Origin of the sequence: Sodalis praecaptivus, from assembly GCF_000517425.1 — a bacterium.
GTDB classification, from domain to species: domain Bacteria; phylum Pseudomonadota; class Gammaproteobacteria; order Enterobacterales; family Enterobacteriaceae; genus Sodalis_A; species Sodalis_A praecaptivus.
In genome coordinates, this window is record NZ_CP006569.1 from 4116104 (window position 1) to 4134478 (window position 18375).

General features: G+C 59.5%; 17 protein-coding genes, 1 pseudogene and 1 riboswitch. Of the genes and pseudogenes, 6 read left to right on the forward strand and 12 right to left on the reverse strand.

Annotation, left to right across the window (positions count from 1 at the left end; genetic code table 11):
- Positions 1 to 208: 208 nt before the first annotated feature.
- On the reverse strand, positions 209 to 1408 hold the full coding sequence (gene mtnK, locus SANT_RS18370; protein ID WP_025423703.1) for an S-methyl-5-thioribose kinase: 1200 nt from the start codon (positions 1406 to 1408) through the stop codon (positions 209 to 211).
- Positions 1409 to 1533: 125 nt separating this feature from the next.
- Here mtnK and mtnA point away from each other — a divergent pair, with 125 nt between their 5' ends.
- Entirely contained in the window at positions 1534 to 2577 is a 1044-nt protein-coding gene (gene mtnA / locus SANT_RS18375) for an S-methyl-5-thioribose-1-phosphate isomerase (RefSeq protein WP_025423704.1), read from the forward strand.
- A 173-nt stretch (positions 2578 to 2750) separates the two neighbouring features.
- Here mtnA and SANT_RS18380 read toward each other — a convergent pair whose 3' ends face one another.
- From SANT_RS18380 to nudF, 8 genes are all read right to left on the reverse strand, one after another.
- Complete coding sequence (locus tag SANT_RS18380) at positions 2751 to 3296, reverse strand: 1,2-dihydroxy-3-keto-5-methylthiopentene dioxygenase (protein WP_025423705.1); 546 nt, start codon at positions 3294 to 3296, stop codon at positions 2751 to 2753.
- Complete coding sequence (gene mtnC / locus SANT_RS18385) at positions 3296 to 3982, reverse strand: acireductone synthase (protein ID WP_025423706.1); 687 nt, start codon at positions 3980 to 3982, stop codon at positions 3296 to 3298. The genes SANT_RS18380 and mtnC overlap by 1 nt, the downstream gene beginning before the upstream one ends.
- Positions 3979 to 4593: a methylthioribulose 1-phosphate dehydratase gene (locus tag SANT_RS18390; RefSeq protein WP_025423707.1), complete on the reverse strand. Its 615-nt coding sequence runs from the start codon at positions 4591 to 4593 to the stop codon at positions 3979 to 3981. Before SANT_RS18390 ends, mtnC begins: the two co-directional genes overlap by 4 nt.
- Positions 4594 to 5245: 652 nt before the next feature.
- Positions 5246 to 7141 (reverse strand): DNA topoisomerase IV subunit B, encoded by a 1896-nt coding sequence (gene parE / locus SANT_RS18395; RefSeq protein ID WP_025423708.1) that lies wholly within the window; start codon positions 7139 to 7141, stop codon positions 5246 to 5248.
- Positions 7142 to 7235: 94 nt separating this feature from the next.
- A complete protein-coding gene (yqiA, locus tag SANT_RS18400) occupies positions 7236 to 7817 on the reverse strand; it encodes an esterase YqiA (RefSeq protein ID WP_025423709.1) in 582 nt (193 codons plus the stop codon).
- Positions 7817 to 8644 carry a 3',5'-cyclic-AMP phosphodiesterase gene (gene cpdA, locus SANT_RS18405; protein ID WP_025423710.1) on the reverse strand — a complete coding sequence of 276 codons (828 nt, stop codon included), beginning with the start codon at positions 8642 to 8644 and terminating at the stop codon, positions 7817 to 7819. Before cpdA ends, yqiA begins: the two co-directional genes overlap by 1 nt.
- Positions 8645 to 8671: 27 nt before the next feature.
- On the reverse strand, positions 8672 to 9097 hold the full coding sequence (locus SANT_RS18410) for a DUF1249 family protein (protein WP_025423711.1): 426 nt from the start codon (positions 9095 to 9097) through the stop codon (positions 8672 to 8674).
- On the reverse strand, positions 9097 to 9729 hold the full coding sequence (nudF, locus tag SANT_RS18415; RefSeq protein WP_025423712.1) for an ADP-ribose diphosphatase: 633 nt from the start codon (positions 9727 to 9729) through the stop codon (positions 9097 to 9099). The genes SANT_RS18410 and nudF overlap by 1 nt, the downstream gene beginning before the upstream one ends.
- A gap of 204 nt (positions 9730 to 9933) precedes the next feature.
- Here nudF and tolC point away from each other — a divergent pair, with 204 nt between their 5' ends.
- The 3 genes from tolC (at position 9934) to SANT_RS18430 (ending at position 13729) form a co-directional block, all read left to right on the forward strand.
- Positions 9934 to 11460: an outer membrane channel protein TolC gene (gene tolC / locus SANT_RS18420; RefSeq protein ID WP_025423713.1), complete on the forward strand. Its 1527-nt coding sequence runs from the start codon at positions 9934 to 9936 to the stop codon at positions 11458 to 11460.
- Between the two features lie 451 nt (positions 11461 to 11911).
- A complete protein-coding gene (locus tag SANT_RS18425) occupies positions 11912 to 12562 on the forward strand; it encodes a DUF1190 family protein (protein ID WP_038668780.1) in 651 nt (216 codons plus the stop codon).
- A 6-nt stretch (positions 12563 to 12568) separates the two neighbouring features.
- Positions 12569 to 13729: a glutathionylspermidine synthase family protein gene (locus SANT_RS18430; RefSeq protein WP_025423715.1), complete on the forward strand. Its 1161-nt coding sequence runs from the start codon at positions 12569 to 12571 to the stop codon at positions 13727 to 13729.
- Positions 13730 to 13763: 34 nt separating this feature from the next.
- Here the strand turns inward: SANT_RS18430 and ygiD are convergent, their stop codons facing one another.
- Positions 13764 to 14546 carry a 4,5-DOPA dioxygenase extradiol gene (ygiD, locus tag SANT_RS18435; protein ID WP_025423716.1) on the reverse strand — a complete coding sequence of 261 codons (783 nt, stop codon included), beginning with the start codon at positions 14544 to 14546 and terminating at the stop codon, positions 13764 to 13766.
- A gap of 129 nt (positions 14547 to 14675) precedes the next feature.
- Here ygiD and SANT_RS18440 point away from each other — a divergent pair, with 129 nt between their 5' ends.
- Positions 14676 to 15341 (forward strand): epimerase, encoded by a 666-nt coding sequence (locus SANT_RS18440; protein WP_025423717.1) that lies wholly within the window; start codon positions 14676 to 14678, stop codon positions 15339 to 15341.
- Positions 15342 to 15365: 24 nt separating this feature from the next.
- Here SANT_RS18440 and ribB read toward each other — a convergent pair whose 3' ends face one another.
- Positions 15366 to 16019, reverse strand: coding sequence for a 3,4-dihydroxy-2-butanone-4-phosphate synthase (gene ribB, locus SANT_RS18445; RefSeq protein WP_025423718.1), 654 nt, complete (start codon positions 16017 to 16019; stop codon positions 15366 to 15368).
- A gap of 110 nt (positions 16020 to 16129) precedes the next feature.
- Positions 16130 to 16289, reverse strand: a riboswitch (FMN riboswitch).
- A 129-nt stretch (positions 16290 to 16418) separates the two neighbouring features.
- On the opposite strand from ribB, the pseudogene ubiK reads away from it, so the two are divergent.
- Positions 16419 to 16670, forward strand: a pseudogene (gene ubiK / locus SANT_RS24310) (ubiquinone biosynthesis accessory factor UbiK); the annotation flags it as partial.
- A 266-nt stretch (positions 16671 to 16936) separates the two neighbouring features.
- Here the strand turns inward: ubiK and hldE are convergent.
- A complete protein-coding gene (hldE, locus tag SANT_RS18455; protein ID WP_025423720.1) occupies positions 16937 to 18370 on the reverse strand; it encodes a bifunctional D-glycero-beta-D-manno-heptose-7-phosphate kinase/D-glycero-beta-D-manno-heptose 1-phosphate adenylyltransferase HldE in 1434 nt (477 codons plus the stop codon).
- Positions 18371 to 18375: the final 5 nt, after the last annotated feature.

Below are 18375 nucleotides of genomic sequence, written 5' to 3' on the forward strand. Positions count from 1 at the left end.
AATATTTTCATTCCCTGTTCCTTCTCGTTAAGTGATTATCGTTTTGACCATAAGTCGATGATATCGTTATTTGAGTATAGAAGAGGAATCAGGATTTACCGTATCGGCCGCAAGAAAATTGTCCGTCGCGCAAGGGACACCGCCTGACAGAAAGCCGCTTTGCGCGGCCCCGGCGCGCGGGATAACCCCGCGGCGGCGGCCCGGCCGCTTAGGCATGTTGACGTATACGGGCGTCCAACGCGTCGGCGTCGGCGATGTGCGGTGCGGCGAGGATCAGCATTTTGCCCAGCGCCAGCGCCCGTCGCTGGCAAGCGTGGCGCATTTCGGCGTCTTGAATCCCGTCCAGATCGCTAACGTGGGCCAGCCCCACCGTACGCCGGATAAGCTCTGTGCCGCAGTAACCTATCGCGTCCTGTAACACTTCACGCAAAAACAGCTGTACATAACCGGGCTCAGCCAAGGTCTGGTCACGGCTTTTTTCCGCCGCCAGGCCGTGAAATCCCTCACTGAACGCCTGCCAGACTTCCTGCACATCGCGCAGGCGCTGCTCGCGTCCCGCCGCGGCTTCGCGCGGCGGCAACAGCCCCGGCAAACCGCAGTAATTGAGCAACAAATTACCCACCGCGGTGCCGATATCGAACCCCACGGGACCATAGTAGCCAAATTCAGCATCGATCACCTTTAGGCGCTCGCGGGCGACGAAAAGGGAACCGCTGTGAATATCCCCATGCAGCAGCGCTTCCGCTTTCGTCAAGAAACGGTGTTTGAGCACCGCCACCCTGAGCTTCAGCTCCCGATCGTCGCGCAGCGCGGCCGCGTCCGCTTCCAGTTCGGGCTCATAGGCGTTGCGCTCATGGACCCGATAGGGGTCGGTAAAGAACAGATCTTCCGTTATGCGGCACATTTCAGGGTTGGAAAAACGGGCGACTTCGCTTTTTTTCTCCTCGGGCGGCTGAAAGAAATCAGAGGTGTGAAACAATGTCTGCGCCAGATACTCGCCCAGTTGACGGGCGGCATCAGGATACCACGCCCCCTTCACCAGCTCGTTGCGCCAGATGAGATGATCGGAAAGATCTTCCAGCACCATCGTCGCCTGGAGCGGATCGTGATGTATCACCCGCACCGTGTGCTGCGGGCAATAGCGGCCATGAATCAGCAGCGTTTCCGCCTCAATACGCGCCCGATCGAGCGTCAGCGGCCAGGATTCCCCGACGCAGCGCACGTACGGCAGCGCCTGTTTGACGATGACCCGGCTGACGCCGTCAGCCTGTAAGATTTTGAATACCAGATTGAGATTGCCGTCACCAATCTCCTGCGCGGCAATAAGCGCGCCGGGGTCGCTTACGCCGGCGAACCGGCGGGCATAGGCCACCGCGTCAGCGGCGGTAAGGGTACGGTAAGCTGTCATATCGACTTCCCTGATTAGCTGCTAAAAGGCCGTAAAGGCGTAAAACCATTTAGACGTCTATACATCTTGATGGCATGTTGGCAGAATAGTCAACCAGATGCAATAACCAGTAAGGGACAACAGCAATGCTGACGTTTAGCACCACCAGCCTGCGGGTCAGGGAAAATCAATTATGGATTTTGGATCAGCAGGCGTTACCGCAGCAGCAACGCTGGCATCCTGCGCAGACGGTGGCGCAATTGGTGGATCACATCCGCGCGCTGCGCGTGCGCGGCGCGCCGCTTATCGGTCTGTCCGCCAGCCTGCTGTTGGCCTTATTGGCGGAAAACGGTCAGCCCCGGGCGCAGCTTGAGCGCGATTTGGCGGTGCTGCGCGCGGCGCGGCCGACCGCGGTAAATTTGATGAATAATCTCTCGCGCATGGCGCAGGCGTTGGCGCAGTCTGATTTCGTCACCGCGATGGGGCAGGAAGCGCTGCGATTGGTGGAGGAAGATCGGGCGCTGTGCGACGCCATTGCCCGGCACGGTGCCGCGCTGGTCAAACCGGGAAGCCGCCTGTTGACCCACTGCAATACCGGCGGGCTGGCAACGGCCGGCACCGGTACCGCTCTGGGCGTGATTGCTCTCGCTCATCGCCAGGGCAACATCGCGCAGGTATGGGTGGACGAAACCCGGCCGCTGCTCCAGGGCGGCCGTCTCACCGCCTGGGAACTGGGAGAGTTGGGAGTACCTTACCGGCTGATATGCGATGCGATGGCCGCGGACTTAATGGCGCGCGGACAGGTGGACGCCGTTTGGGTCGGCGCGGACAGAATCGCCGCCAACGGCGATGTCGCCAATAAAATCGGTACCTATAGCCTGGCGGTGCTGGCCCGTTGGCACCGTGTGCCGTTTTACGTGGCGGCGCCCCATACCACCTGTGACGCCAGTTGTCCCAGCGGCGATGCCATTCCCATTGAGCAGCGCGACGCTGCTGAAGTGACCGGCGTAACCGGCAGCTTTGGCCAATGCCGATGGGCGCCGGACGGCGCGGACGTTTACAACCCCGCCTTTGACGTCACCCCGGCAGCGCTGATTGACGGCTGGGTGCTGGATACCGGTATCGTTACACCGCAGCAGGTAGGAGAGGGCCTGTTCAGCCGGCCGTTGCGCTCAGAGGGAGCCGTCTGAGGCCGCCGAGGCTTTGCCCGCCGGCGAAACGGCTGGCTTAGCGGCGAACGATGGCCGTACCGGTTGCTGGGCTGCCGATGGCTGCATTGATTGATAGGCTGACGCGTCGGCAACGATAGGCTTGCGGAACCAGCCTGGCATGCTGCCAGCCTGGACTTAACGGCGCTGCCAGCTCAGCGCCTCAGCCGCGGATACGCGTCAGCGATAGCATCGCCGGTAAAGCGGGCAATCCAGCCCTCGGGATTATCAAACACTCGGATAGCGGTAAAATAGGGCGCCTCGCCCATATCAAACCAGTGCGGCGTGCCCGCCGGCACCGAAATCAAGTCATTCTTTTCGCACAATATCTGATAGATTTTTCCCTGCACATGCAGGCAGAACAGACCGGCGCCTTCGACGAAAAACCGCACTTCATCCTCACCATGGGTATGCTCCGCCAGGAATTTCGCGCGCATGACCTCGCGCTGCGGATTATCCGGACGCATGCTGATGACATCCCAGCTTTGATAGCCCTTTTCCGCCACTAAACGATCGATGGCGTGTTGATAGGCGGCAATCACCGTCTCGGCGTCGGGATTTTGCCCCAGTTCGCCGTCGGCCTGCCAACGCTCGAAACGAACGCCGATAGCGTTCAGCTCACGTTGAATGGCGTCCCCCTCGCGGCTTTGCCAACGCGGCGCCGAAGCATCAGTATCGGAATAAACGGTCAATGCGCTCATTAAACAAACTCCTGGAGGGTTATCTCGTCAAAACGACGCGCCTGCGGATGGCTTCCGCTGGCGCAATGATCGTTGCGAATCAGCTGACAGGTGCGCCATCCGGCGTCACGGGCGGCATCCAGCTCCTGATAGATATCGGATAAAAATAAAATAGCCGCTGGCGGCAGCGCCAATTCAGCGGCAATAGCCTGATAGGCCGCGCTCTGCCGCTTAGCGCCGACGCGCGTATCAAAATAGTGGCTGAACAGCCAACGCAAGTCGCCCTTGTCGCTGTGGCCAAATAGCAGCTGCTGTGCTTCCACCGATCCTGAGGAATAAACGCCGAGCGCTACCCCCTGCCGACGCCAGGCCGTCAGCTGCGGCACCACATCGTCGTAAACATGGCCGAAAAAGTCCCCCTGTCGATAGCCGTCACGCCAGATAATACCCTGCAAAGTTTTTAGCGCGGGGGATTTACGATCTTCCGCCATAAAGCCGTACAGCACCGTCAGCAAATCATCGCCATCGGCATCGGGCCTGCCAATCTCGGTGCGCAGCGCCTGTAACGCCGGCGCGATCTCGCTATCGTTGGCACGCCGGTGCACCACCTCGGCCAGCCGTTGCCGGGCGTAGGGAAATAGCACCTCATGGACGAAACGGATATCGCTGGTGGTACCCTCGATATCGGTGATGACCGCCTGGATCATTTGGCCTCCAGCAAACGGCGACGCCACTCGCACTCAAACAGAAATTCGAGGCCTTCTAGATGGCGCCGGGCCTCGCGCACATCCCGTCCCCAGCAGGTCAAACCATGGCCGCGCATCAAAAAGCCATAGCGCAAAGGGGTAATTGTATCCCGCTGCGCAATGCGCTGAACCAGCGCCGGGATGTCCTGAGCATTATCGAAAACGGCAATCGCCACCTCATCTTGGTGATCCGATTGGCCCGCCAGCGCTTTTTGCATCTCGTAGCCGGACAGCCGCAGGGCGCTTCCCGGCTCCGCCCGCGATAGCACGGTGGCGCTGACCGAATGGGTGTGGAGCACGCAACCGACCTCGGGAAAACGCCGATAGAGAAAAGCATGCAAGCCGGTTTCCGCGGAAGGCCGGCGCCCGGACTGGGTCTCGCCGGTATGGATATCCACCGTAATAAAATCGTCGGGGCCGAGGTCGCCCTTGTCCAGCCCGGAGGTGGTGATAAAACAGCTGTGCGCGTCTCGCCGCTGCGACATGTTGCCGCCGGTAGCCGGGCTCCAACCCCGCGCGCCTATCCAGCGGCAGGCGGCGACCAGTTCAGCCAAAGGTTTATTTTCCGCCATGAGCGTCCTTGTTGCGATCCGCCGACATCAATGCCGTCCGGGAATCTAGCCATCTGTATGTCTTGATAGCCAAATACTACCATCGACGCCCGGCGGCAGCAACCGACAGACTGAGGCATCCGCCATCCGCAGAGAGGCGGGGTCGAGAATGTGGCGTTAATGTCCTTTAAGGGTGAAACGCCGGCGATAGGCGCTGCAAGTCGGAGAGGGTTGCGGCAAAAACAGCGTTCGGCAGCCCGCGCTGCGTTACGCCAGCCATTATCGCCAGCACGCTAGAACGCCAGCGCCAGCGCCAGCGCCAGCGCCAGTAGGGACCTTGAATTAGGACGACGCCTCATGGCTATACCGACAGGGACGCATTCGGCCTGCTATGCATAGACTGCATAGGAGGTGTTTCATGCGCTGCGGGCAAGCCGCTAGGAACAGGTAAGCGCTCCTGGAACGGACTGCAAATCAGGTGTGTGACGCACCGCGGGCAGGCTGCAGCGGCGAGATTTTGGCCAACCACCGTGAAAGCCCCGCTATACGCCTGGGAAGACGCACAGCGTAGTGGCACGGGATCGACTCCCCATCCCCTCGCCGCAATCAAAGCCTGCTGCCGCGGCCCGAAGCTTGCGGTATTCTGAGACGAACGCCGGAGATCCCTCGAGGTTTACACCTCGATTTCCGCTTCGTCGCCCTTTTCCTGCAACCAGTTGCGGCGGTCTTCAGCGCGCTTTTTCGCCAGCAGCATATCCATCATCGCCAGCGTCTGCTGCACATCGTCCGCCCCTACCGTTAACTGCACCAGCCGGCGGGTATTGGGGTCGAGCGTGGTTTCGCGCAACTGCAACGGGTTCATTTCCCCCAGCCCTTTAAATCGCTGTACGTTGGGTTTGCCCTTTTTGCGTTTCAACTGCTCCAGCACGCCGGTCTTCTCTTCCTCATCCAGGGCGTAATAAACCTCTTTACCCAAATCGATGCGGTAGAGCGGCGGCATCGCCACGTAAACATGCCCCTCCTCCACCAGCTTGCGGAAATGCTGCATAAACAAGGCGCACAGCAGCGTGGCGATATGCAGGCCATCGGAGTCGGCATCCGCCAGGATACAAATTTTACCGTAGCGCAGCTGGCTAAGATCGTTGCTATCGGGATCGATACCCAACGCCACCGAAATATCATGGACTTCCTGCGATGCCAGCACCTCGTCGGAGGAGACCTCCCAAGTATTAAGGATCTTTCCCTTAAGCGGCATGATCGCTTGATATTCCCGATCGCGCGCCTGTTTGGCGGACCCGCCCGCCGAATCCCCTTCCACCAGGAACAATTCCGTACGCGCCAGATCCTGGGCGGTGCAATCGGCCAGCTTGCCCGGCAGCGCCGGCCCGCTGGTCAATTTTTTACGCACCACCTTCTTCGCGGCGCGCAAGCGACGCTGGGCGCTGGCGATAGCCAGTTCCGCCAGTTGCTCCGCCACCTGGATATTCTGATTCAGCCACAGGATAAAGGCATCTTTCACCACGCCGGAAACGAAGGCGGCGCTTTGCCGCGACGACAGCCGCTCTTTGGTTTGGCCGGCAAACTGCGGATCCTGCATTTTCACCGACAGGACATAGGCGCAGCGCTCCCAAATATCATCAGCCGACAGCTTGACGCCGCGCGGCAAAATATTGCGGTATTCGCAAAACTCGCGCATCGCGTCCAGCAGGCCCTGACGCAGCCCGTTAACGTGGGTCCCGCCCTGCGGGGTGGGGATCAGATTCACATAGCTCTCGGTCAGGAGTTCCCCCCCCTCCGGCAGCCACAAGAGCGCCCAATCCACCGTTTCGGTATCGCCGCTTACCGCGCCCACAAAGGGCGCTTCGGGCAGCGTGATAAGCCCATTTATCGCTTCGTTGAGGTAATCTGTCAGGCCCGCCTGGTAGCACCAGCGCTGCTCGGTGTTATTGACCTGATCCTGGAAGACGATTTCCACGCCGGGACACAGCACCGCCTTCGCCTTCAGCAAATGGGTCAGACGGGATATCGAGAAGCGGGGACTATCGAAGAAGCGCTCGTCCGGCCAGAAATGGACGCTGGTGCCGGTATTGCGCTTGGGACAGGTGCCGACCACGCTCAGATCTTCGACTTTATCGCCATTCTCGAACGCGATGCGGTAGACATTGCCGTTACGGCGCACCGTCACCTCGACCCGCGTGGACAGGGCGTTGACCACCGAAATCCCCACCCCGTGCAGACCGCCGGAAAACTGATAGTTTTTATTGGAGAACTTGCCGCCGGCGTGCAGACGGCAGAGGATTAACTCCACCGCCGGCACGCCCTCTTCGGGATGGATATCCACCGGCATACCGCGGCCGTCGTCGGTGACCTCCAGCGACTGATCGGCATGCAAAATCACATCAATGCGCCGGGCGTGGCCGGCAAGCGCCTCGTCGACGCTGTTATCGATGACTTCCTGTCCAAGATGATTGGGCCGCGAGGTGTCGGTGTACATCCCCGGACGGCGGCGGACCGGTTCCAGTCCGCTCAGTACTTCTATCGCGTCAGCGTTATAGCTTGATTGAGTCATGGCTTGAATCATATTTCGTGACAAATTGTTGGAGAGCCTACCGCAAAGGCCGGCCTTCGGGAAGCAGATATTCTGTGCGGCGTCGATTGCGGTCTCACCCGATGGTAAGCCCCAAAAAATGCACGATGGAGGAGAAATAATGGTCAAAACCGACGAAAGCGTGGTTGCCGCCCGACTCGACGGTTTGGCGACAATGGGTGTAGTAGGCCACCGCCTGGCGATAATCGAGGATCTCGTCGCCGCTTTGCGCCAGCAACCAGATAAGATCCGGCGACTCTAACACTTCGACCTGCATCACCTTTAAATCATAGATATGCCGCGGCGCCAAAACATATTTCTCGCCGGTATAGGGGTTCAGGTTTTCCCCCAAATAGCCCGTGAGCAAATCAAACGGCCGCACCGCCGGATTGACCACCACCGCCGGCAGCAGAAACGATTGCGACAGCCAGGTGGCAAAATAACCGCCGAGGGACGAGCCCACCAGCCCCAGCGTTTCTCCGGCCCGCTCCATCACCAGCGTTTCCATCATTTCCGCCGCATCGGCGGGGTACACCGGCAACTGCGGCACCAGCAGCTCGATATCGGGATGGTGGCGCGCCAGCCAGGCGCCGAGGGCGGTGGCCTTGGCGGAAGAGGGAGAACTGTTGAAACCGTGGAGATACAAAAGCGTCGCCATCAGTAGCCTTCATAATCGGTGTCGGGCAGATGTTCAGTCCCGTCCAGCCGACGGACTTCGGTCTGCACCGCGCCGCCCGGCAGCAGGTCGAGATAGCGCCAGCCGGGCCCCAGGGTGTCGATGGTGAAGTTGGTGCAGTGCGGTTTGAACTGCACGCAGGTGGAAGGCGTTGCCAGCACGCGCCGGCCCAGCCAATCAACGTCCAGTTCCTGATGAATGTGGCCGCACAGCAGGGTCTTCACCCGCTGATGGGGCTGTAGCACCTCCGCCAGCATGTGGGCGTTGCGCAGGCTGTGCTGATCAAGCCAGATACAGCCGGAAGGGAAAGGATGATGGTGCAGCAACAGCAGCGTATGGCGTTCAGGCTGGCCGGCCAGCGCCTGCGCCAGCCACTCCAGTTGATAGTCGCTCAATTCACCGTGGGGCACGCCGTAGACCTGGCTGTCCAGCAGCAGCAATTGCCACTCGTCGCCGATTAACACCTGTTTGGCGCAGGAAATTCCGCACTCCGCCAGCACATCAACCATCGCCGGCTGAAAGTCATGGTTGCCCGGCAGCCAGACGCAGGGCGCGGGCAGGCGCGCGATCCGGGTGGCAAAATGCCGATAGGCCTGGGGCGAGTGATCCTGCGCCAGGTCGCCCGTGGCGACCACTAAATCAAAATGCCGCTGTTCAGCCTGTACCGCCTTCAGCACCGCGCTGTAGCTGCGCAAGGTATTCACCCCGAGCAACGTCTCGTCCTCACCCGCAAACAGGTGAGTATCGGTGATTTGTAAAATCCTGATATTGGCCCCACGCGCCACAGGAAGTTTCAACAGGCTTTCCAAAGATTGTCCTTGGTTATCGAAATCTGCCTAACAAACAGGAACCGCCATGGCACCATACGCCAAACAATAGCGTAACCAGTCCGCGAGGAACTGGTTGATTTGATGTTTCTCATCACGTTGATGTAACTTTTTATTCGGATAATCATAACGCGCTTTGAAGCGAGAGATCTGCTGACTGGAACACACTTCCGCAACCGTGGCGTCATGGTAGAGCCTGACGGTCATCGAGGGTAGGCTCCAGTAGCTGGCGACGGGCGCGGTCTGGGTGATTTCCACAAGCGTTGTGTAGCGGGTGGACTCCTGAATGGTCAGCCGGTAGCTGGCGCCGTGCACCTGATAGGCGACGGTTTCACCCACCTGATTCATCGGCGGCAGCAACCGGCGCAGCTGGGCGAAATTGGTTTCGCACAACCGCATCATTTCAGGGAAATCGGGCGTGTAGCGCTTTATCATTAATCGGCCCACTCTTTTCTCAAGGATTCATGGTGTAATGCCAGCCATTGCAGGGCAATGACAGAGGCGGCGTTATCGATCACTCCCTCCTCCACCCAGCGGTACGCCTGTTCGCGGCTCACGGCATGGAGACGGATATCTTCATTTTCCTCCACCAGTCCATGGATACCCTCGGCTTTCAGCGCGTCCACTTCCCCCACCATTACCGTCAGGCGTTCGCTGGTGCCGCCAGGACTGGCCAGATAGCTTAGCATCCGTTTGCAGCGGCCCACCGCAAGTCCCGTCTCCTCAACCGCTTCGCGCCGGGCAACCTGCTCCAGCGTTTCTCCCGGCTCAATCATACCGGCCACCAGCTCCAGCAGCCAGGGGGTCGGGCTGCTGTCATAGGCGGCGATGCGGATTTGCTCCAATAATATCACCTGGTCACGCCGCGCATCATAGGGTAATAGGACGACCGCATGCCCGCGCTCGAAGATTTCCCGAGTCACCGTTTGGCTCATGCCGCCATTAAACAGCCGGTGGCGGAAGTGGTAAAGCTCCATCTTGAAAAAGCCGTTATATAACGTCTCACGGGAAAGCATTTCAACATCATCACGGCCAAATGTCACCGGCGTGACAAAAGAAGAGGTCATCATAGCGCTCCTATTGGCAAATAACGCCGCCGGCCGGCCAGCTAAAACAGTCTGCCGGAAACTGACGGTTTATGATAGATTTTGTAAATAGCGCCGGCATGGCACGTTAAGCCACCTATTCCGTCCGGCAGTGTCTGCTAGAATTAGCCACAATTTTTTTAATAGCGCTACCCTAGCAATTTTGCTGTTTCAAAAGGAATGCAAATGAAGAAACTGCTCCCCCTCCTTATTGGACTGAGTCTTGGTGGCTTCAGTGCAATGAGTCAGGCAGAAAATCTGCTACAGGTGTATCAGCAGGCGAGACTGTCCAATCCGGATCTTCGCCGTTCCGCCGCCGATCGCGATGCAGCCTTTGAGAAAATCAATGAAGAGCGCGCCCCGCTGCTGCCTCAATTGGGATTGGGAGCAGATTATACGTACACCCAAGGTTTTCGCGGCAACCGTGATATCAACTCTAACGCGTCCAGCGCCGCGCTACAGTTGACGCAGACCCTTTTTGACATGTCCAAATGGCGTGCCCTGACCCTCCAGGAAAAAACGGCGGGTATTCAGGATGTCTCGTATCAAACCGACGAGCAATCGTTAATTCTTAATACCGCTACCGCTTATTTTAACGTATTGAGCGCCATTGATACACTGTCTTATACCGAAGCGCAGAAGCAGGCGCTTTATCGCCAGTTGGATCAAACCACCCAGCGCTTTAACGTCGGCCTGGTGGCCATTACGGATGTGCAGAATGCGCGCTCGGAATATGACACGGTTTTGGCCTCGGAAGTGAGCGCCCGTAACGATCTGGACAATGCGCTAGAAGCGCTGCGCCAGATAACCGGCATTGATTATCCACAGTTGGCGACGCTGAATATTGCAAGCTTTAAGACCCAGCGTACCGATGCGATTACCAATCTGTTAAAAGAAGCGGAAAACCGGAACCTTAGCCTGTTATCGGCACGTCTGTCGCAGGATCTGGCCCGTGAACAAATTCGCTACTACCAAACCGGTCATATGCCGACGCTGGATCTCAACGCCTCGTCGACCGTCAGCAATACCGACTACAATGGCTCGCGCAATAATTCCGTCACCAATCCCGATAAGCATATCGGCGGAAACGCTATCGGCCTAAGTCTGAACGTGCCTCTGTATAGCGGCGGTTCCGTCACTTCCCAGGTAAAGCAGGCGCAGTACAATTTCGTCAGCGCCAGCGAGCAACTTGAAAGCGCGCATCGCACCATGGTCAGAACCCTGCGCTCGTCGTTCAACAATATTTCCGCCTCCATTAGCAGCATCAATGCTTATGAACAGGCGGTAGTGTCGGCGCAAAGCTCCCTGGACGCCTCGGAAGCCGGCTACCAGGTGGGTACCCGCACTATCGTTGATGTGCTGGACGCCACTACCACACTTTATGATCGCAAGCGGAATCTTTCCCAGGCGCGCTACGATTATCTGATTAATCAATTAAACCTGAAATCCGCTCTCGGCACGCTGAACGAAGCGGATCTGGTGACGTTGAATAATACGCTCGGCAAAATAGTCCCGACCGATCCGCAGACGGTGGCGCCGGAAAACGCCACGCAGGAAGCCCGTGCCGATGGCGCCGATACGTCGCGCAACGCCAATACCGCGCGCGGCAGCGCGGCGCAAAGGGCTGTCCAGCCGCGCGCGGCCAGCGTGACGACAGCAGCGCCTGCCGCCGGTACCGGCAGCGCTACCGGACGTAATCCATTCCAGCATTAAGTCCTTTCCCGGCGGCCGGGGCGAACCTTTGGTTCCCCCTGCCGGGCACGCTCGCGGGCGCAATCCTTTTTAGCATTACGTCTTTTCCCGGCGGCCGTGGTGAACCTTTAATCCCCCCTGCCGGGCACGCTCGCGGGCGCAATCCTTTTCGCATTACGTCTTTTCCCGGCGGCCGTAGCGAACCTTTGGTTCTCCCTGCCGGGCACGCTCGCGGGCGCAATCCTTGTTAGCATTACGTCCTTTCCCGGCGAACAGGCGGATCGTCTGTTTCCTCTGTTGGCCGCCGGCGCCGTCCCTTGCCCACCGCTGTCCGCGCGAGCGATCACAGGGAAGTGTATAACTACGTAAAGATCCCGGCCGTCGGCGGCCCATGCTTCATTTATCACCGTTTTTCCCCTATTCTACAGTGACTTCTCTGGGTCGCAGTGACTATTAATAAAGCAGGAACATAATGAAACGCACTAAACAGATTAATCACGCCAGCTTTCGCAAGCATTGGCGCGTTTACCGTATGGCGCCCATCGCGCTGGCCGTCGGTGCCGTTTTTGTACTGGCCGGCTGTGAAAAAAGCGACGAAAACGTTTCGATGTACATGAACAGCGACGACTGCGCGCGCGCCAATCCCTCACTGAGCGAACAGTGCAGCACCGCTTACAACAGCGCGCAGCAGGAAGCGGTGAAAACCGCCCCCAAATACGTCTCCCGCGCCGACTGCGTGGCGGAGTTCGGCGAAGATCAATGCACCCAGGTCCCGGCGCAGGCCGGCATGGCGGCGGAATCCCAGCACAGCGGCGGCATGTGGATGCCGTTGATGGCGGGCTATATGATGGGCCGCATGATGGGCGGCGGCGGCTATGCGCAGCAGCCGCTGTTCAGCTCGCGCGCCGCCAATAGTCCGGCGCGCGGCCAGTTTGTCGACGCCAGCGGCCGCAGCTACGGTGCGGCCACCAGCGGCCGGTCGATGACCGTGCCCAAGACCGCCCTGGCACCTAAGCCGGCAACCACTCAGACCATTACTCGCGGCGGCTTCGGCGAGACCGTCGCCAAACAGAGCGCCATGCGCACCAGCAGCGGCACCACGCACCGCACCATGGGCGGCTAACGGGACATGAAACGAGTCACCCTCAGCGAAAGGCCGGACTGGCGCGAGAAAGCCACCGAGTACGGCTTTAATTTTCATACCCTCTACGGCGAGCCTTACTGGTGCGAGGACGCTTACTATCAGTTCACCCTGGCGCAAATCGAAACGCTGGAGGAGGCCACCGCCGAGATTCATCAGATGTGCTTGCAGGTGGTGGATAAAGTGGTGGCCAGCGACGAGCTCATGACCAAATTCCGGATCCCCCGGCATACCTGGTCGTTTGTACGCAACGCCTGGCAAACGCGTCAGCCGTCGCTCTATTCGCGCCTGGATCTGGTCTATGACGGCCAGCACCCGCCAAAACTGTTAGAAAACAATGCCGATACGCCCACCTCGCTGTACGAAGCGGCGTTCTTTCAATGGATTTGGCTGGAAGATCAAATAAACGCCGGGCAGTTGCCGGCCAACGCCGACCAGTATAACAGCCTTCAGGAGAAGCTTATCGCCCGCTTCGCCGAACTTCAGTCGCAGCACGGTTTCAGCCTGCTGCATCTGGCCTGCTGCCAGGATACCGAAGAAGATCGCGGCACGGTACAGTATCTCCAGGATTGCGCCACGGAAGCCGGGTTGCCCAATACGTTTCTTTATATTGAAGAGCTGGGGCTGGGTGAGAAAGGGCAATTTACCGATATGCAGGATCAGGTCATCAGCAACCTGTTCAAGCTCTATCCGTGGGAGTTCATGTTGCGCGAAATGTTCTCTACCAAGCTGGAAGACGCCGGCGTGCGCTGGCTCGAACCCGCCTGGAAATGCATTTTGTCTAACAAGGCGCTGCTGCCGATGCTTTGGCAGATGTTTCCCGACCATCCCAATCTGCTGCCGGCCTATTTTGCCGAAGACGATGTCCCGCCGATGGACAACTATGTCGTGAAACCGCTGTTCTCGCGGGAAGGCGCTAACGTGCGGGTCGTTGAGCAAGGGCGGGAGACCGCGCGGGTGGACGGCCCCTACGGCGAAGAGGGGTCGATTGTCCAGGCCTTTTGCCCGCTGCCCCGCTTCGGCGACAGCTATACGGTGATCGGCAGCTGGCTGGTTAACGATCAACCTTGCGGCATCGGTCTGCGCGAAGACAGGCAGATCATTACTCAGGATCTCTCCCGCTTTTATCCGCACATTATCGTTGATTGATCCTGCGGCGGCGCAGTGATGTTGCGCCGCCGTCTTAGCCCACCTGCACCGACAGCATACTGATGGACCCCAGCGTGATACCGTCCACGGGCACCGTGACCGGCTCATCGCCGATCCGGCTACCCAGCACATACAGCAACGGCAAAAAGTGCTCCGGCGACGGGTTGGACAGCGCAGCATCCTGATGCTGCCGATACGCTATCAGCGGATGCGGTTCCTCTTGCGCACTGAGGTTTTCGCGCACAAACTGATCGAACGACAGTGCCCATGGGTAAGGTTCAGCCTCGTCCTGCCAGCGTACCGTGCGCAGGTTATGTACTACATTGCCGCTGGCCACCAGCATCACGCCTTCATCGCGCAGCGCGGCCAGTTTTCTCCCGAGGGCGAAATGGTAAGCGGCATCGCGCGTCGCGTCGATGCTGAGTTGCACCACCGGAATATCCGCCTCGGGATACATTTTAATGAGTACGCCCCAGGTGCCGTGGTCCAACCCCCATTCGCCGGTATCAGCATGCACCGCCACCGGTGCCAGCAGAGACTGTACGTGTTGCGCCAGCGCAGGCGATCCCGGCGCCGGGTAACGCTTATCGAATAGCGCCTGCGGAAACCCGCCGAAATCGTGTAGGGTGCGCGGCTGCGCCATGGCGGTGACGGCGGTGCCCTGCGTATACCAATGGGCCGAAATGGCCACAATGGCTTTCGGCCGCGGCAGTGTCTGACCCAGCTGTTGCCAGGTATGGGTATAGCGGTTGTCTTCCAGCACGTTCATCGGACTGCCGTGACCGAGGAAAAGGGCGGGCATGCGTGGGCTACTCATCGGGTATCCTTATTCGTAGTGCGTCGCTTACGGCAACGGATGACATCACATTAGCGCTTTTCGCCGCGCAAAGAACCGAGATAACGATGATGAAGATAATCAGGAAAATTGAATAACCGAGGCCAACAAATGAAAACAGCATTGCTATTTGGCGCCAGCGGATTAGTGGGCGGAAATCTTTTGTCCATCTTGTTAGGTCATCGCGCCTACGGGCAGGTCATTGCGGTAGTGAGGCGAGAGCTGCCGCTGCGCCATCCGCAGTTGATTCAACTCATCGGCGATATCGACACGCTGCCCGCGCAGGCGGACGCGCTGGCGGCGCAGGATGTGTTTATCGCGCTCGGGACGACGCGCAAAAACAGCCCCGATCGGCGAGACTATTACCGCATCGATCATGATTATCCCCTGCTGGCGGCGCGGCTGGCCCTCGAACAGGGCGCGCGTTCGCTATCGCTGGTGTCAGCGGTGGGCGCGAGCGTCGGCTCTTACGCGTCGTATCTGCGTATTAAAGGGGAAACGGAACGGGATATTATTGCCCTACGCGCGGCGCAGACGCATCTATTTCAGCCCGGCATGATCCTGGGCGAGCGACAAGAGCGCCGCCCGCTGGAGAGAGGGCTCAACCGCGTTTGGCCGCGGCTGGATCCGCTACTGCGGGGACGGGCGAAAAAATACCGCGCCATAACGGCGGCGGATATCGCGGCGGCGATGGTTGCCGCCGCGCAGCTCTCCACAGACGAAGTGATGATTTACACCTGGCAGGAAATGCGGAGCTTAGCGCTGGCGGCCCACTGACGCCCCCCTGCCCTGCCAGGACGGTCAGCTTACTTCGCGCGCCAGAGCGCGACGATAGGTCACCAGATCTTCAATGGTGAGCACCGGCATGCCGTGGTGCCGGGCGAAGGCCACAATTTCCGGCGCATGCGCCATAGTGCCATCGTCATTGGTCACTTCGCACAGCACGCCCGCCGGCTTCAGGCCGGCGAGGGTGGTTAAATCCACGGCCGCTTCGGTATGACCGCCGCGCACCAGTACGCCGCCCGGCTGCGCGCGCAGGGGAAACACATGCCCAGGACGGTTAAGATCGGTGGGTTTGGCGTTATCTTTGATGGCGGCCCGAATTGTCGTCAGGCGATCGGCGGCGGATACCCCGGTGCTGACCCCTTCAGCGGCTTCGATAGTGACGGTAAACGCCGTCTGATAATGACTGCTGTTGCGTTCAACCATCATCGGCAGCGCCAATTGCTGGCGGCGCTCTTCGGTCAGGCACAGGCACACGATACCGCTGCCGTGGCGGATGGTTAGCGCCATCTGCTCAACGGTCATGTTTTCCGCGGCGAATATCATATCGCCTTCATTTTCACGATCTTCATCGTCCAGTACCAGTACTCCGCGGCCGTTGCGCAGCGCCTCCAGCGCGTTTTCCACGCGTTGGAGCGGAGAACCGAATTCGGAAAGAAGCGTCTGATTCATGGTAAATAAAACCTCATAATTGATATGGATTACCAGAATCAGGGCAGACTTAGGAGCGGCCGCGAGCGGGCCAAAAAATAACGATAGCGGGCCATAGCCCGTTTGGACGTCGTTACTCTCTCCCATCCGGACTATCACCGTCGGCCCCGGAATTACACCGGATCTGCTGACCTCAGATTGCACGCAACCTGAGCGCTCGCGGGCTTCCTGTGCAATAATTTAGCCAGGTTTACCGCCGGTGGGGAATTGCACCCCGCCCTGAGAATAAGCAGAAATACTATAGCGCCAACCCGCTGCCGAGGCAATTAGCAAACGCATAATTTCAATGAATGCTTTTGTTTCCACTCAGGGGGAACTGGCATTACACTTAATGCATTCTGACCAGTTAGGGAACCGACGATGATTGATCCAAAGAAACTTGAACAGCTTGCCCGCCAGGTGCAGGAATCGCTGCCGAAAGGCATTCGCGATTTGGGCGACGACGTGGAAAAAAAGATCCGTCAGGTGCTGCAAAACCAGTTCAGCCGAATGGACTTGGTCAGCCGCGAGGAATTTGACGTGCAGACCCAGGTGCTGTTGCGCACCCGAGAGAAACTGAGTCAATTGGAACTGCGCCTTAACGCGCTGGAAACCATGCCGAAAAGCGATCCGCTGGTCAGCCCGGCGGCGCCTGCCGGAGCCGCGGCGGGAGCGCCGGTGGCGGGAGCGAAACCCGCGGGCGTGAGCGGCGTGGACGACACCACCAGCGTCTCCCCCGCGGAACAGGCGGTGCCGGAGGGCAGCGGTGCGGACGACAAGCCGGCCAAAGACACCTTCAAGAAGCTATAACGGCCCTAGCCCCTTGCGACGTCAGCGGCAGCGATGCCCCGCTGACGTGCCGCTCGCCTCGACCAGGACGGCTCCCCCCGGCGCGCGCCTTATCCCCGCTCGCCGCGTTTAATGGCGTTGATGATATTGGTGGTGGAACAGCCGTCTTCAAAATTCAGCACCAGCACCTCGCCCCCGTTGTCCCAGACCTCCTTGCTGCCGGCGATCTGATGCGGCTGATAGTCGCCGCCCTTGACCAACACATCCGGCAGCACGTCGGCAATTAGCCGCTGCGGCGTGTCCTCGCTAAAAGGCACCACCCAGTCCACCGCCTCGAGCGCCGCCAGGACGGTCATGCGCTGCGCCAGAGGATTAACCGGGCGGCTTTCTCCTTTAAGACGCTTGGTGGAATCATCGCTGTTTACCGCCACGATAAGCCGGTCGCCCAACCTGCGGGCGTTGGCGAGATAGCTGACGTGGCCCGCATGCAAGATGTCGAAAATACCGTTGGTCATCACCACCTTTTCGCCGCGCTGGCGCGCCAGCGCCACGGCCTGCTTTAATTCGCTTTCGGTCATGACGCCAAAGCCCGTTTCGGCGCGGCCGCGGATGGCGTTTTCCAGCTCGATGGGGCTGACGGTCGACGTACCCAATTTCCCGACCACCACGCCCGCCGCGGCATTGGCCAGAAAACAGGACTCCTCCAGGCTATTGCCAGCGGCCAGCGCGGCGGCCAGCACGCCAATGACCGTATCCCCGGCGCCGGTCACGTCGTAGACCTCCTGCGCCTGGGTCGGTAAATTCAACGGTTCTTTACCCGGCTGCAGTAGGGTCATCCCCTGCTCCGACCGGGTAATCAGCAGCGCCGAAAGCTGATAATCGGCGATAATTTTCATGCCGCGGCTCACCAGCGTTTCCTCATCTTTGCAAGCCCCTGCCACCGCCTCGAACTCGGACAGGTTTGGCGTCAGCAGCGTCGCCCCTTGATAGCGGCTGAAGTCGGTACCTTTCGGGTCGACAAGCACCGGCACGCCGGCGGCCCGCGCCAGCGTAATCATCTCGCGCACGCGCGCCAGTGCGCCTTTTGCATAGTCGGACAGCACCAGCGCGCCGGTTTTCGGCAACGCGAGCTGGATACGCTCTAACATGGGAGCGGCGTCGACATCGTCGAAGCCCTGCTCGAAATCCAGGCGGATAAGCTGCTGATTACGTGATAACACCCGCAGCTTGGTTATTGTGGGATGGGTGGCAACGGCAACAAAATCGCAGGTCACCGCCACTTCGCTAAGCCGCGCGCCCAGGGCACGGGCGGCGTCGTCAATGCCGGTCAGCCCGACCAGGCGCGAATGGCAGCCCAGCGCGGCGATATTCATCGCGACGTTGGCGGCCCCGCCGGGGCGCTCCTCAATAGCGTCCACTTTTACGATAGGCACCGGCGCTTCCGGTGAAATCCGGCTGGTAGGACCGTACCAGTATCGGTCCAACATCACATCGCCCACGACCAGCACGCCCGCCCGGCGGAAATCAGGCAAGGTCACTTTCATCCACT

Excerpts from the sequence above, each read along its gene's own strand:
- mtnA (WP_025423704.1), top strand. The coding sequence starts at position 1,534 with ATGCTGACGTTTAGCACCACCAGCCTGCGGGTCAGGGAAAATCAATTA.
- SANT_RS18430 (WP_025423715.1), top strand. The coding sequence starts at position 12,569 with ATGAAACGAGTCACCCTCAGCGAAAGGCCGGACTGGCGCGAGAAAGCC.
- SANT_RS18380 (WP_025423705.1), bottom strand. The coding sequence starts at position 3,296 with ATGAGCGCATTGACCGTTTATTCCGATACTGATGCTTCGGCGCCGCGT.
- tolC (WP_025423713.1), top strand. The coding sequence starts at position 9,934 with ATGAAGAAACTGCTCCCCCTCCTTATTGGACTGAGTCTTGGTGGCTTC.
- nudF (WP_025423712.1), bottom strand. The coding sequence starts at position 9,729 with ATGACCTCTTCTTTTGTCACGCCGGTGACATTTGGCCGTGATGATGTT.
- yqiA (WP_025423709.1), bottom strand. The coding sequence starts at position 7,817 with ATGGCGACGCTTTTGTATCTCCACGGTTTCAACAGTTCTCCCTCTTCC.
- mtnK (WP_025423703.1), bottom strand. The coding sequence starts at position 1,408 with ATGACAGCTTACCGTACCCTTACCGCCGCTGACGCGGTGGCCTATGCC.
- mtnC (WP_025423706.1), bottom strand. The coding sequence starts at position 3,982 with ATGATCCAGGCGGTCATCACCGATATCGAGGGTACCACCAGCGATATC.
- SANT_RS18425 (WP_038668780.1), top strand. The coding sequence starts at position 11,912 with ATGAAACGCACTAAACAGATTAATCACGCCAGCTTTCGCAAGCATTGG.
- ygiD (WP_025423716.1), bottom strand. The coding sequence starts at position 14,546 with ATGAGTAGCCCACGCATGCCCGCCCTTTTCCTCGGTCACGGCAGTCCG.
- hldE (WP_025423720.1), bottom strand. The coding sequence starts at position 18,370 with ATGAAAGTGACCTTGCCTGATTTCCGCCGGGCGGGCGTGCTGGTCGTG.
- SANT_RS18390 (WP_025423707.1), bottom strand. The coding sequence starts at position 4,593 with ATGGCGGAAAATAAACCTTTGGCTGAACTGGTCGCCGCCTGCCGCTGG.
- parE (WP_025423708.1), bottom strand. The coding sequence starts at position 7,141 with ATGACTCAATCAAGCTATAACGCTGACGCGATAGAAGTACTGAGCGGA.
- SANT_RS18410 (WP_025423711.1), bottom strand. The coding sequence starts at position 9,097 with ATGATAAAGCGCTACACGCCCGATTTCCCTGAAATGATGCGGTTGTGC.
- ribB (WP_025423718.1), bottom strand. The coding sequence starts at position 16,019 with ATGAATCAGACGCTTCTTTCCGAATTCGGTTCTCCGCTCCAACGCGTG.
- SANT_RS18440 (WP_025423717.1), top strand. The coding sequence starts at position 14,676 with ATGAAAACAGCATTGCTATTTGGCGCCAGCGGATTAGTGGGCGGAAAT.